This is a genomic window from Peribacillus sp. NJ11 (assembly GCF_030348405.1).
Taxonomy (GTDB): Bacteria; Bacillota; Bacilli; order Bacillales; family DSM-1321; genus Peribacillus.
Window position 1 is genome coordinate 1,710,425 of the sequence record NZ_JAUCFO010000001.1, and the last position, 14,036, is coordinate 1,724,460.

The following is a 14,036-nucleotide window of genomic DNA, read 5'->3' on the forward strand; positions in this document are numbered from 1 at the left end:
AAACCGGAGGGAAAACCAAAAAGAATAATTAATAGTTGTAGAATAAATGAGAACAGAGAACAGAGAACAGAGAACAGAGAACAGAGAACAGAGAACAGATAAAGCCAATGGAATCCAGAATTCCATTGGCTTTATTCTGATGCTTTATGTAAACAGCGTGCGTGATTATCTATTCCAAAAAAATTTATTCCTTATCAAAAACATCCATTTTTAAGATGTTATCTAATACCTGATGACCCAAAGCCACCTTCGTTTCTAGCGGTTACTGATAATTCACTAACCTCATTAACTACCGCTTTATATGTAGGTTGTATTACCATTTGAGGGATTCTCATTCCAACTTCAATATGAAATGCATCTTTCCCGTGATTAATTAAAATAACTCCAATTTCTCCTCTGTAACCTTCATCTATGGTTCCAGGACTATTTAAAACTGTTATAGAGTGTTTTAAAGCTAATCCACTCCTAGGTCTAATTTGAGCCTCGTATTTGTTGGTAACCCGATTTTTATACCTGTTTTTAATAATGATGTTTCTCCAGGTAGTAATAATTTTTCCTCAACTGAATATAGATCCATGACTATTTTTCCTATATAAAGTGGTTTTTTTGAATTTTTTTTGCAAGGTGGTACAAGTTTAACGTCTACACATGACAAACGCTCAGTCATTCAAAGGCTTGTTGCATAAAATAGAAAGAATGTCCTATTAAAGATCTCTGTCCATGCAAATAGCAAAATGGGAAACCCATACACTCATGTTTATGGCTTCCTAAACTAAAAAAGAGGTGAATCATTTTGTCTTTTCCAAACATCCCTAATATTACACCAACCATTTCGATTACGACTGCTCAGACTGTACCGTTACTTTTGGCTTCCATTGCTCTTGAAGAATTAGCCCTCGCTCACATCATCAATGCTGAGGCAGAGAAGCTTCAATTTGTTCTAGGAACATTATCAACAGGAACCACACTTTCTCCTGCAGTGGTTTCGTTACCCAATCTTCTTGCTGTTGATGCAAGTGTTCAAAGAACGCTTCGTGATGTGATCAAGAAAGAAATGCTGCTGGAGTTCAAATTTGAAAACGTTCTGGATTTGTTAACAACTATTCCCCCAACTCCGCCTCCACCAGCTTGCGGTTGTCAGGTAACGGGCATGCCAGTAGCAGGAAATGCCTTTTCCATTAACCGAGGACAAGGCGCAGCAGGCACAACTGTTATATTTAACGGAGTCGTTCAAGATCCACCTGGAGGAGTTACCTATAATGGTCTCATATGTTCGAGCTGCACACCAGATGCCAACTTCTTTGACTTTGATTTCGATGGATCCGATGGTGTCGCTGCATTTATTTTCACGGCAACTACCTTTAACGTTCCTAATTGCCCTAACAATGCTACAGTAACAATAACAGGCCAAGGGACTATCACAGCAGGCACTAATGTGTTTGGTGCTAATCCTGTATACGCTCTCACCGTGAACGAAGTAACAGATGATATTAGCTTAACGATTACTGGTAACGGTAACACATTCATAGCAACGGTAACAGACCTAGGAGAAGGTGAAATCGCTCTCTTGAATTGTCCTTAAACTGGTTCAGCGCCCAAAACATTCACACATAGACGATTTTTCCCATTAGAGTAGGAAAAATCGTCTTTTCAATTGACATAATATTCACCTTTTATGATTCTAGTAAATCACTTTCGTTAATTGATTTCAGTTATTTGGCGTCTCCTAAGATTGAACTTACCCCATAAAGTTAGTCAGGTTATTTCGTTAGGGATTTCTTGAACTAGAACAAAAATTACTTATAACGGAACAAGGGCCGTGTCCCATTTACACCATTAACCATAATTTATATATAGTCTTAAAAATTGAAAGAGGTGAATGATTTTGTCTTTGCCGAATATACCTAATATCACTCCTACCATTTCTGTTACGGTAGAGCAGACGATTCCTTTACTGTTAAGTTCCATTGCTCTGGAAGAACTAGCACTGGCTCACATCATAAATGCCGAGGCAGAGAAGCTTCAATTTGTTCTAGGAACATTACCTACAGGAACCGCACTTTCTCCTGCAGTGGTGTCGTTAGCCGAACTTTTTGCTGTTGATTCGAGTGTTCAAAGAACCCTTCGTGACGTCATCAAAAAGGAAATGCTGCTGGAGTTCAAATTTGAAAATGTTCTGGATTTAATCGGAACTCTTCCTCCTGTGGTATCTACATTTCTTTTTGTATCGAATCGTGACGATAACATGGTAGCAATTTTTGATATTTCCACTCCGCTAAGTCCTTTACTTATAAGGAAGTTTGGTACAGGAGATTTTCCAGGATCTTTAAATGGTCCTACCGGATTAGCGATTACAGGTAACACTTTGTATGTCGCAAATCAATTCGATAATACGGTAGCAATTTTTGATATTCTTCATCCTACTGATCCTATACATGTAGGGCAGGTTAGTACAGGATTAAGTGAACCTATCGGATTCGCGATTACAGGCAACATTCTTTATATCGCAAATCAAGGCGATGCCAGTGGTGTAGCAATTTACGATATTTCTGCTCCGACTGACCCTATATTTGTGAGTAAGTTTACTGGAGAAGAGTTTCCAGGAGCTTTAAATAGTCCTACCGGATTAGCGATTACAGGTAACACTTTGTATGTATCAAATCAACTCGATGACATAGTAGCAATTTTTGATATTTCAGCTCCTATTGATCCTATACATGTAGATAATTTTGGTACAGACGATTTAAGTGGGCCTACCGGATTGGTGATTACAGGCACCACTTTGTCTGTAGCCAATTTTAACGATAGTACGATAGAAGTTTATGATATTACCATTCCTACTGATCCTATACGTGTAGCCGATTTTGATACAGAGGATTTAAGTGGCCCTCAGGGATTGGTGATTTATCCTGCTGATCCCGTTACACCTCCGCTTTTATACGTCGCGAATTTTAACGATAGTACGGTAGAAGTTTATGATATTAACAATTATCCTGTTGATCCTATACGTATAAGAGATTTTGGTACAGGCGTTTTAAATGGTTCTTTCGGATTGGCGATTTACCCAACTGGCCCTGTCTAAATGAATATCATATACATGTGAGGTTGACATAACATCACATTATTGGAAGTAGCTAAAAAAGCCAAACCCATGTGTATCAGGGGTTTGGATCTTAGTCGTTTTTTATCGTTTATTCAGGATTTTATACACCCTTGATGTAGCAAGGGTTTGCTAGCTTGTAAGACTCATATAACAGATCTATTCTTTGCATAAAAAATATAAAACACCTTATTAAGCTAACGGGTGCTTTACTTCAATAAGAGAGTTGCTTTGGCAACTCTTTTTCTTATGGAACTAACGGGGCAGTTTAGTTCAAGAGTACATAAGGAGTTGTTCAACAATTGGGCTAGATTGCGAAGGAAGAATTGCTGACTTTACAAAAGGTAAATTAGTTAAGGATAAATAGTGGTGAACCGAAAAGAAGGCGCTTTTGAGTGGAGCTATTATTTGGAATTTAATGCATAAGATTGGAACCGATGCCCATTTCAAACGTAAGTAATGTAAAAGACTTAAGGTTGGGAGGCATAGGTATGAGGCAGCTTTATATAAAGCAGAAGGTATTCAGTCTTAACGGGAAATTTACAGTAAAGGATCAGCAGGAGAAAGATATATATTACGTGGAGGGAAGTTTTATGCAAGTTCCAAAAACTTTCTCCATTATGAATACAGCAAGAGATGAAGTAGCACTCATTACGAAAAAGGTGTTCAGCTTTTTACCAAAGTTTTTGGTTGAGGTGAATGGTCGAGAGGTATTAACAATAAAGAAGGAATTTTCCTTATTTAAAGCACGATATACAATTGTTGCGGCAGGTATTGAAGTACATGGAAATTGGTGGGATATGGATTTTCAAATTTTACAGCATGGTAAAATCGTAGGTAAAGTGGGCAAGGAGTGGTTCACTTGGGGCGATAGCTACAAGGTTCAAATAATAGATGAAGAGATGGAAACCATTATTATTGCACTCGTTGTTGCAATTGATTGTGTGAAGGCTGATCAAGCAGCTGCTTCCTCAGCAGCGTCGATTTAAAGTAGAAGTGTAAAATTAAAAGGCTGACGGTTTTTAAAAAATCACTGCTTGAATAGGTGCGGTGAACCGTATCATAAATAAATAAATAAATAAATAAATAAATAAATGACAAGGCCATTTGGTACCAAGGTTTTATATTCGTTCTTCAGTAATCGAGCGCGATTCTTGAATAAGGTTCGCTTTTCTTATAGAACTAACAGGCTGAAGATCGGAGCTGTCTTTAAGGCAGCTTTTTCTTATGGAGCTAACGGGGCAGGTTAGTTGAATAAGGTAATATTTGGATTAAGGTAGATATAAGTAGAAAAGTTAATAACAAGGGGTGATTTTTTGGAGGGAAATATTGGGGATGTAGATTTTTTTAAACAAGTAGTAAAAAGACTTTGCAAAAAAAACAATATTTCCCCTCAGAAACCTAAATTTGAAATCATCGAGAACGTAATGGTTATTAGCATTAAGAACCATTTAAAAGATGGAGTAGACTTAGATTGTTTTAATATTTTAAACCTTATTTAACGAACAATTGGACCTTTAGAAGAGAGCTGAACAAACAAGAAATAGAATTATTGAGGCTTATGCAGAGTGTCAAGGCATTTTATTTTGATTATAGCAATGAAATGAATACCATTTGGCGGTGAATTATTTTACTAAGTTTTTAATGTTTTTACTGATATATGCAAAGTTAGAGTACACTAATAAAGTAATAAGGTTTACTTCAGTAAAATAAGGTATATTATATTTGTTGAATAGATTCTCTTTAAAGACATGAAAAGTAGGTGAACAAAGTGGGAAAATATCAATTGGATACCAAAGGTAAGGTAGCTGTGACAAAGTTTCATGAAAAACAGAAGCCTGCCAAATTTGATAAAAAGCAGCAACTTGAAAAAATACGTGCGGAGTATTTGAAAAAGAAGCAAAAACAAACAGATAAATAATATGAATGAAAACATAGGAAGACTAAGATCTCCCTATGTTTTTCTTATTCGAAGTTCTTTTTTTAATTGATGATAGAGTTTATTATTCCCATAAATTTCAGATTCGGTGACAAAAAACTCGTCATCAGATATCCATTCCTCACTAAAAATTTCAGTAGCAGAATCAATAGACCAGCCGTTATTTTGGATACACCAGTAATCTCAAGCAGAAATTTTTAAAACATTTGGATACTCACTTGGCTTAGGTAGCTGAATAAAAATATAAGTCTCGATCTTTTCAGCAAGATACTTTCTCAACACCCCACACTCAAAGAAAGTCAGGGAATACCAATGCGGCTTTAATTCATACTTTCAATTTTACGCTTGACGAGTTTTTTATAAAAATGGTTACGGTTTTGGTTATTCATCGTTCAAATATATACAGGCTATTTTTTCAAACCTCTTCCTTATGCAACTAACGCATGCGTTAGCTGAAGATCGGAGCTGTCTTTAAGGCAGCTTTTTCTTATGCAACAAACGGGGCAGTAGAGTTGAAGAAGGAATAGGTGTATAAAGAACGAATATATATGAAGGTTAGGATTAATTTCCAAGAGTTAAATAATGTGGTTTAGAGGGTGAAGATATGGGGTTAAGCTTTAAAAAGGTATGGTTTATGAATTAGCAGGTGAAAATCGCAAAGAAGCAAAAAATGATTGAAGCATATGAACACTCTGCAAAATATAATGCTTATTTTGTTTGCTTATTGGATGACACTAAATTAATTGGCTGGGTTCTAATCTATAAGGGGTATGATTTCTTAAATGGTAATCAAGTGGGTTGGATAAGTGATTTGTATGTAAAATCACAATACAGAGGTAATGGTTATGCCAAATTATTGATGGAAGAAGCCTTTAATGAGTTCAGAAAAAATGGAGATAATGATCCACCAAATTTTAATGATGGAAGTGAATTTATGACGAAAACATCAGATAACAAAGGTAGCGCAAAGAAAAAATATCCCCTCAGGAAGCTTGGTATCGCGTTGATTATCTTAGCCGTTATCCTGGCTTTTGTTGGAGTCGCCCTTATGCCTACGGCCGATGATGCGTTCGCTGCTGCAATGGTTGCATGGATTCCTGGCGCCATAGCACTTTGGGCTGGCCTGGTATTTACCTGGTGGGATGGCAAGCTGTCTGACGGCGGGCATATGGGCTCGTAGCAGGCAGTAAAGATAAAAATCCTTAATCAACTAACGGGTGCGTTAGCTGAAGATCGGAGCTGTCTTTAAGACAGCTTTTTCTTATGGAACTAAAGGGGCAGGATAGCTCAATAAAAATAAGGGTTACCCAATTAATGTAGCTTACCTTTTGCTATATTTTCTTTAGCTAGATATTCACATGGCTTGAGGTGGTCTTTCAACCAACCGTGCTTATATCATTAAGTTTTCAGCATCTCCATCAAATCGAAATGAGGGATGTAAAGTGTTTAATTTTGAAGCAGAAAAAAACCACTCAGAGTGGTTTTTTAATCGCGCATTGCTCCTGCCTCTCGGGAGGTCATTGCACCTTGTCCTTCGCTTACATCTTTTTGAATTTCTTGTTTTACTTTTTGTGCATCAGTTCCAGAAAATTCCGGTTTCATAATAGAACCCAAATTCTCTTTAGCTTGTTGATCCTTTTGCATATAAGTCCTCCTCAATTTATTGTTTAACAATCTTATTATTTACAAAAGAACACTCTTTATATCCCGAGGATTTGAGCGAATTTCTCTTAAAGTAAAGGGGGCTTTCGTAAACAATCGGGTTGCTGTGGCAGCCCCTTTTCGACTAACGGGGCAGGTTGGTTAAAGAAGTATTTCACTAAATTCAAGCCTTATTAATCACCTAATAACACTATAAATAGAGCGGAAAGAATATTAAACTGACATTGCCAATTAAAAATTTTATTTTGAAATTCAGAAGACCACAATAAGTGGTCTTTTTCATTTGTTCAAATATCAATATTATGTTTAATAAGGCATTTTTCAGATGTATGCAGTTCTTGCTGTAGCTGAAAATTTCTATTTAGCCAACCATTAAGTAATCGAATATATTTTTCATGATCAGAATGACGGTAACTATGATAAATAATACTCTTACATATGCAACTCCCTTCTTAATGGCAAATTTTGAACCTGCCAATGCTCCTGCTATCATGGAGATCCCCATCGGTATTCCATAGGAAAAGTTGACGGTATCAAGAAAGATGAACATGATCAGTGCTGCCAGATTACTTCCGAAGTTTAAAAATTTTGCGTTTCCTGCAGAGTGCAAAAAATCAAAGCCAATCATTAAAAAGGCAAACAAAATGAAAGATCCCGTTCCAGCCCCTAAAAATCCATCATAAAAACCAATGGCAAATATAGCGAACGTAAATAGTGCTGCCTTATACCATGTAAGCCTTTGGTAAGTCGATTCTTGTCCCCAGTCCTTTTTTAAAAAGGTATAAATGGCTATAGCTAGTAAAAGAACTAAGATCAGTGGTTTTAATAGTTCGGGTGAGACGAAATTGACAACCCAAGCACCTAGCAAGGATCCCATGAAAATAAGTGGGAAAAGTTTGGATACCAATCGAAAATCAACCTTACCTGAGCGAATGAAGGCAATGGTACTTGTTAAAGATCCCATGGAACTTGCCAACTTATTCGTTGCGATCGCTGCTGAAGGGGAAAGTCCTGAAAATAATAAAGCGGGTATGGAAATCAGGCCACCGCCGCCAACTACTGAATCAATGAATGCTGCCAGAAAGCCGAAAAATATTAGCAGCAAGAGTGTTGAAATTTGTATATCTTCCATTCAAGAAACCTCCGTAAACATTGGCATTATGGCGGAATCCTTGCTTTTTCTGTAGCCATAACCCAAAGTATTTCTATTAGTCACTATTTAAATAGTAACTAACAAAAATCGTTCTGTAAATAAGAATATGATGCATACCTTTTGAAATCGAATAAATTTCGATAAGAGATTTGGTATGATAGGCATATAACTTACTTAAAGCACTAGGAGGTACTATGCAAGATATCATTCAAAAACTACAGTCTCTCGGATTTAGTCAATATGAAGCAAAGGCTTATGTTTCTTTAGTTCGCCAAGGTCCAACCAGTGCCTATCAAGTAAGCAAGGAATCAGGAATTCCCAGGGCACGTATCTATGAAATATTAAATGGACTTCAAGAAGAAGGAGTCGTATTAAAAGAGGAAATCAATGACTCGATACAATATTCACCATTACCAGTCGATGTGTTTTTGGAATCCGTCCAATCGAAATGGAAAAATACCTATCAATCCATCAGTCATACACTAAAACAATTCGAGAAAATCGAGCCGATGTCCGACAATCGTGTAATGACGCTAAAAGGTGAGGGGCATATCCTATCCTTCTGTCGTACTTTGATTCAAAAAGCCGAGAAAAGGGTGGTGGTTTCCTTATGGGACAAGATGTATGGGAAACTTGAACAAGAGCTTAAAGGGGCAGCCGCGCATTGTACTCTCAAGGGGATTGCATTTCAGGTTGAAAACCCATTATCAGGTATAGATATACATCGCCAAACCAGCTATGTGGATAATATCGGAGAGAACAAATGGTTCATCCTATCCATTGATGGCAAGGAGACGATTTACGGGCCTTCTTCGGAAGCGAGAGAAACGGCGTTTTACACAGATGACCCCATTCATATCAATTTTCTCGAAAATTACATTTGGCATGATATTCTCGTTAACCGCTTAGTTAAAAAGGATGAAGAAGATGCCGAGAAATGGATTTCGAGGGAAAGAGACCAGTTTTTCTCCCTATAAATTTGAAAAAAAGCTGATAACCCCTTATGTAGGGAATATCAGCTTTTTATTTTTTGTACCAGAGTCATTCGGACAAAAGGGTTTTAGGAAATCTAATCGCCGTGGGTAAGCTTGATTTATCTCGATAAGATCTGTAAGACACAATCGTATGGTTCTGGGCTTGAACATCCAACTGGAGAATTTGAGAGCTCTTCATTTCCAAATAGTACGTAACATCTTCTTTTTGTAAGTGGTAAAAAGAAAAGGGTATCCCTAAATGGTTCTTGCTGATTAGTTTTGTTTCAGGCTGATTGATGATGTGCTCACTTAATTCTGCTATCGTAACGGAAGTTGTTCCTGTAATTGCTGTTATTTTTTGTTTTGCATAATCGACTGCATGATTTAAGGTAACGGCAATATTTTTCAAGATTCCGTTCATGGGGGGCATCTCCTTTTAATTAGGCTATGTTTGTAGTATGGTACCTGGCTAATGCTTTATGCAAAAAAATCCTCAATGATGATATAGAATGGTCCATTTATGAACATGATTAAGATAGTGTGCCGCGAAATCAATAAAAGGGCAATTAAGGAAGGAAAGAGAAAATGTCAATGAAGGTTAAAGCATGAAGAAAAGAAAAATATATATGAGCCTGCTTTTCATCGCAATCCTCGCTTTTTCAGTGGTGTTCATTCAGTTGAATATGGATGCGAATTCTAAAGTCGAAAAAGGGAAAGACGTCGATGCCATTACGGATAGCCATGAGAAAATAGAAAAAATGCTCGGAGAAATGACGCTTGAAGAAAAAGTTGGGCAGCTTATGATGGTCGGTTTCAGGGGAACTGAAAAGAGCAGTGAAATTACGGAGCTTATTGAACAAAAACATATAGGGGGCGTCATTTATTTTGACCGCAATATGAAATCACCCGAACAAGTGGCTAAGTTATCCAATTCGCTTCAGCAAACGGCAGATCAAAGTACACTTTCGCTTCCGCTGATGGTGGCCGTCGATCAGGAAGGCGGGAACATAATCCGGATGAGGGAACGGGTATCGCCACTCCCTGCGCAAAAGGATCTTGGGGAAAATGCAACTGTGGAAGACATGTACAAGGTGGCAAAATTGAATGGGGCAGAACTGGGTTCCATGGGGATTAACATAAATTTCGCCCCGGTTCTTGATCTATCGAAAACGGATGAGCGCTCATTGGGAAAAGATCCGGAAAAGGTCTATCAATACGGAAAGAAAGCCATTCAAGGCTTGAATGATGTATCCATAACGGGTGCATTGAAGCACTTTCCCGGAAACGGACGCAGCGAAATCGATCCGCATGTCGAAACATCGTCCGTGGAAGCAAACCAACTTGATCTGGAAAATTCGGATATTTATCCTTTCAAGCAAATCATAAGTGAAATGGATAATCAAAAGTTTTTCGTGATGGTGACCCACATTAAATATCCAGCCTATGATAAAGAAAAACCGGCAAGCCTTTCAAAAGTCATCATAGAGGACCTGCTTCGGGGGAAACTTAAATATGAAGGGCTTGTGGTCACGGACGATTTGGAAATGGGAGCTGTGAACAAGTATTTCTCCTATGAGGATATGGGGAAGCAAGCAATCCTTGCAGGAGCTGACTTATTACTCGTCTGTCATGAATATTCCCATGAGCTTGAGGTATATAACGGATTACTAAAAGCAGCAAAGACAGGGGAAGTTCCGATGGATAGAATTAACGAGTCAGTGAAAAGAGTTTTGACATATAAACTCTTCAATATGAAGCAAACGAAGGCTGATCCGGATCAAGCTGAAAAAGTGGTGAAAAGTCCTGAAAGCATAAATTATATTGAAAGTCTGAATTTGGATAAATAAAAGGGACACCGCACTCTCAACAGGATGCTTTTGTTTAATTCTGTTGATAGAGGGAATACTATATATGACTAACTTGAAGGAGGAAACTCACATGCCATCAAACAAAATGCTTGGAACCGTCCTGATAGGAGCTGCCGCATTTCTAATGCGCAATAAGAAAACTCGTGAAAAAACCATGACTCAAATAAAATCACTGACCACACCAGAAACCATTGACAAGGTTAAGAGCCAATTCCAATCAATGACTAAATCAAAATCAAGTAACCCATCCATACGTTAAGGTGAAATGACCACCCCATTAAGTTGTTCTTAATGGGGCGTTTTTTATTGCTTAATATCCAACAATTAAAACGATTAAAATCCAGCAGTGAATTCATCAAGCCGGTAAAAGGAAAATGAAAAAGCACCCGTTGCTTTCGAAGACCTTTGACAGGTCTTTCAAAAGCACAAGTGCTTTCATGAATGTTCAATGATCATTCAGCTACATCTTCACCGTCATCTTCTTTATTGAACCAAAGCGGATCCTCATTATCGACTTCACCATTATAATTAATCAGGATTTCTTCTCCTGCTTTTATGTCGGTGTAAGCAAAGAAATCAAACGTATGATTCTTAAAGTTTATGTCATACGTAGCGTTTGGGGTATAAGAATGATTAAACAGCATGCCATAACCTAAAAGCATGGCAGTATGGTTAATTCCATATTCAAACGCATAATCAGCAAGCAATGTTTTCTCTATGAAGACATGCTCCTCGTTTGGGTAAGCAATGACAGGTGCTTCATGCAAAAGCTCACCTTTTTTAATGTCCTGTGTTGCGAATACGCCTCTATTGAACTCACCATCACTGAGTGTGGAAGTTTTAACTTCAATCATGTTCGTCACCTACTTGTTCTATTCAATATAGTCCAGATCATCTAAGCTTGACAGTTAATAAGGAGAAAAGCAACTATTTTACGGAATTAATCATTTTATCATTTAAATGACACTAATGTATTTATTGAGGCTTAACCTTTATTTCATAGGTATACATTCACGAGAAGGACGAATTAAAATTCCGGACGGTCGAAATATACGAAGTCTGGTTATCTTTTTTTACTTTTTATTATGATGTATCGGAAAATCCATATTTATTCTAAAATCCAAACTCACGAGTAAATGCGCGAAACTCACGAGTAAATGCGCGAAACTCACGAGTAAGTGCACCAACTCACGAGTAAATGCGCGAAACTCCCGAGTAAATGCACGAAACTCACGAGTAAATGCGCGAAACTCACGAGTAAGTGCGCGAAACTCCCGAGTAAATGCGCGAAACTCCCGAGTAAATGCGCGAAACTCACGAGTAAGTGCGCCAACTTACGAGTAAATGCGCGAAACTCCCGAGTAAATGCACGAAACTCACGAGTAAATGCGCGAAACTCCCGAGTAAGTGATTCAAACTCCCGAGTAAATGCACGAAACTCACGAGTAAGTGCGCGAAACTCACGAGTAAATGATTCAAACTCACGAGTAAATGCACGAAACTCACGAGTAAATGCTTCAAACTCACGAGTAAGTGCGCCAAACTCCGTATAGCATGGATATTCATTATAGTACATACAAAAAAACACCTCCGCTAAAAGTGAAGCTAGGGAGGTGTCGTTCATATAGGTAAATCCCTTAATTCACACCGACAGCTGTAAAGGCATTTTTGACAGCTGTGACTTCGGCACTGGTTGAACCGTATAAATCAGCTGCAGCTTGTACGACTGCCGCTTTGGCTTGTGAAAAGGTTGATGAGGTAGTTAAATAAGTCGTGTTTGCCCGGTAAAAGATTGTCCCAAGTTTATCGATACCGATCCCGGAGACGGTCACGCCATGGTGAGTGCCGCCTGCAGAGATCAAATAGGCTGCCTTATTTATGATTCCGCTGTTCGTGTGGACTCCGCCATTATCACCCGTGCCCGTATAACGGTTCGAATAATGGTCAGGGTCACCATTCAATGTTGGGTTAGCCATTGAACGGAGTGCATCACCGGAAGTTTTAGGTGTGTAAATATCTTCTCCAATCAAATAATCCGCTTTGGCACTTTGATTCTTAAATTCGACCACTGTGCCAAAAATATCAGAAATCGCTTCATTCAAAGCACCGGATTCATTTTGATAGGTAAGATTCGATTCAGTGGAAGTCACAGCATGCGTCAGTTCATGTGCAACGACATCCAGACCGCCGGACAATGGGATGAACGTCGTGCCATCTCCATCACCGTAAACCATTTGGGTGCCATCCCAGAAAGCATTATTGTATCTCGAGCCATAATGAACGGTTGATTTCAGGATGGTTCCATTTCCATCATAAGAGTTCCGTCCAAATGTGGATTTGTAATAATCATAAGTTTTACCCGCATAAAAATGAGCATCTACAGCAGCTTTATCGGTAGAAGTGGTAAAAGTATTTGTTGTGTTGGAAAAGAGTGTGCCAGGTAATCTTGAACGGTTATTGGCATTGTAAGTGAAAATGCCTTTGCCGCGTGTATTGTCTTGTAAATAGTAATTACCGTTGGATAAGGTAGTGTTCAACGACACGGTGTCGTTTAATACTCCTGTGCCCGTTCCTACGGAATTGGTTCCCGTCACTTCATCCAGGGTATTATATTTATTCAGTATTTTCCCCGTTTTGACTGAGATGAAATAATTATGATTTCCTGGTTCCGGACTTAAGAAATTCAAATTGACTTTATATACATAATCCGCCTTGCCTTCATTTGCGTATACATATAGCTCAGATTCAGGGGATTGTTCATAGGCAGGAGTGAACCCCAGATCTGTTTCCGCTATTTTGATAGCTTCTGATTTACTGATGCCTTTTTTAGCCTTTTTCTCTAATTTCGTGTTTAGATTGGCTTCGACCGTACCGGATACGACCGTTAAAACCCCTTTAGCGTCAATCGATACTGCTTGTGTAGAATTCCATACAGGTACCCCTTTATAGGTTTGTTGCAATCTAAGGACGGTATTGCCAAGTTCATCCTTGCTTTCTTTCTGGATAATGAAGGAGTCTTTCGCCTTTTGCTTTTCTAGCTTGTAAGACTTTTTGTTTTCGTCAAAAAAGGTAAGAATGATATCTTCTGCCGTTTGCTTCGATGGGTCCGTAAGTTTCCCAGACTTGAATTCTAGCGAATCCTTATGCTTATTATACTTTTCAACACTTAACACATTTTTTGCCGCTAAAGCTTCTTGATGGGGAATAGCAGAAAATAATAGACCGATGGATAGTGCAGTTCCTAAAAATACCTTACCTTTCATAACACTCAACTCCTTCATGAGAATACCTCATTTTTACATTTGCTTCATATATTATCAAATGGAGAAAACATGCAAAA

Annotated in this window: 13 protein-coding genes and 2 pseudogenes; 8 read left to right on the forward strand and 7 right to left on the reverse strand. The window is 38.2% G+C overall.

What is annotated here, in order from left to right:
- Positions 1 to 218: 218 nt before the first annotated feature.
- Positions 219 to 577: pseudogene (gene dut / locus QUF86_RS08405) on the reverse strand (dUTP diphosphatase).
- Positions 578 to 793: 216 nt separating this feature from the next.
- On the opposite strand from dut, the pseudogene QUF86_RS08410 reads away from it, so the two are divergent.
- The 5 genes and pseudogenes from QUF86_RS08410 to QUF86_RS08435 all read left to right on the forward strand — a co-directional run.
- Positions 794 to 1,102 (forward strand): annotated as a pseudogene (locus QUF86_RS08410) (alpha-helical endospore appendage domain-containing protein); the annotation flags it as partial.
- 783 nt (positions 1,103 to 1,885) lie between these two features.
- Entirely contained in the window at positions 1,886 to 3,082 is a 1,197-nt protein-coding gene (locus QUF86_RS08420; protein ID WP_353957653.1) for an LVIVD repeat-containing protein, read from the forward strand.
- Positions 3,083 to 3,591: 509 nt separating this feature from the next.
- Positions 3,592 to 4,089 carry an LURP-one-related/scramblase family protein gene (locus tag QUF86_RS08425; RefSeq protein WP_289334028.1) on the forward strand — a complete coding sequence of 166 codons (498 nt, stop codon included), beginning with the start codon at positions 3,592 to 3,594 and terminating at the stop codon, positions 4,087 to 4,089.
- Positions 4,090 to 4,871: 782 nt separating this feature from the next.
- Positions 4,872 to 5,021, forward strand: coding sequence for a hypothetical protein (locus QUF86_RS08430; protein ID WP_048680414.1), 150 nt, complete (start codon positions 4,872 to 4,874; stop codon positions 5,019 to 5,021).
- Positions 5,022 to 5,709: 688 nt separating this feature from the next.
- Positions 5,710 to 6,219, forward strand: coding sequence for a GNAT family N-acetyltransferase (locus tag QUF86_RS08435; RefSeq protein WP_289334029.1), 510 nt, complete (start codon positions 5,710 to 5,712; stop codon positions 6,217 to 6,219).
- Between the two features lie 305 nt (positions 6,220 to 6,524).
- Here the strand turns inward: QUF86_RS08435 and QUF86_RS08440 are convergent, their stop codons facing one another.
- A complete protein-coding gene (locus QUF86_RS08440; protein ID WP_289314602.1) occupies positions 6,525 to 6,683 on the reverse strand; it encodes a hypothetical protein in 159 nt (52 codons plus the stop codon).
- A gap of 379 nt (positions 6,684 to 7,062) precedes the next feature.
- Positions 7,063 to 7,833 (reverse strand): TSUP family transporter, encoded by a 771-nt coding sequence (locus tag QUF86_RS08445; RefSeq protein ID WP_289334030.1) that lies wholly within the window; start codon positions 7,831 to 7,833, stop codon positions 7,063 to 7,065.
- Between the two features lie 215 nt (positions 7,834 to 8,048).
- Between QUF86_RS08445 and QUF86_RS08450 the strand changes: the two genes are divergently transcribed.
- Entirely contained in the window at positions 8,049 to 8,831 is a 783-nt protein-coding gene (locus QUF86_RS08450; protein ID WP_289334031.1) for a TrmB family transcriptional regulator, read from the forward strand.
- 64 nt (positions 8,832 to 8,895) lie between these two features.
- Here QUF86_RS08450 and QUF86_RS08455 read toward each other — a convergent pair whose 3' ends face one another.
- Complete coding sequence (locus QUF86_RS08455) at positions 8,896 to 9,249, reverse strand: hypothetical protein (RefSeq protein WP_289314605.1); 354 nt, start codon at positions 9,247 to 9,249, stop codon at positions 8,896 to 8,898.
- A gap of 184 nt (positions 9,250 to 9,433) precedes the next feature.
- Between QUF86_RS08455 and nagZ the strand changes: the two genes are divergently transcribed.
- Together nagZ and QUF86_RS08465 are read left to right on the forward strand one after the other, a co-directional pair.
- Positions 9,434 to 10,675 (forward strand): beta-N-acetylhexosaminidase, encoded by a 1,242-nt coding sequence (nagZ, locus tag QUF86_RS08460; RefSeq protein ID WP_289334032.1) that lies wholly within the window; start codon positions 9,434 to 9,436, stop codon positions 10,673 to 10,675.
- Between the two features lie 91 nt (positions 10,676 to 10,766).
- The gene (locus QUF86_RS08465; RefSeq protein WP_289334033.1) at positions 10,767 to 10,955 is read left to right on the forward strand and encodes a hypothetical protein; all 189 of its coding nucleotides are present in this window, start codon (positions 10,767 to 10,769) and stop codon (positions 10,953 to 10,955) included.
- A 193-nt stretch (positions 10,956 to 11,148) separates the two neighbouring features.
- Here QUF86_RS08465 and QUF86_RS08470 read toward each other — a convergent pair whose 3' ends face one another.
- The 3 genes from QUF86_RS08470 to QUF86_RS08480 all read right to left on the reverse strand — a co-directional run bounded on the left by QUF86_RS08470 (position 11,149) and on the right by QUF86_RS08480 (position 13,959).
- Positions 11,149 to 11,550, reverse strand: coding sequence for an SET domain-containing protein (locus QUF86_RS08470; protein ID WP_289314608.1), 402 nt, complete (start codon positions 11,548 to 11,550; stop codon positions 11,149 to 11,151).
- A 314-nt stretch (positions 11,551 to 11,864) separates the two neighbouring features.
- On the reverse strand, positions 11,865 to 12,272 hold the full coding sequence (locus QUF86_RS08475; RefSeq protein WP_289334034.1) for a hypothetical protein: 408 nt from the start codon (positions 12,270 to 12,272) through the stop codon (positions 11,865 to 11,867).
- A 61-nt stretch (positions 12,273 to 12,333) separates the two neighbouring features.
- Positions 12,334 to 13,959 (reverse strand): M4 family metallopeptidase, encoded by a 1,626-nt coding sequence (locus QUF86_RS08480; protein WP_289334035.1) that lies wholly within the window; start codon positions 13,957 to 13,959, stop codon positions 12,334 to 12,336.
- Positions 13,960 to 14,036: the final 77 nt, after the last annotated feature.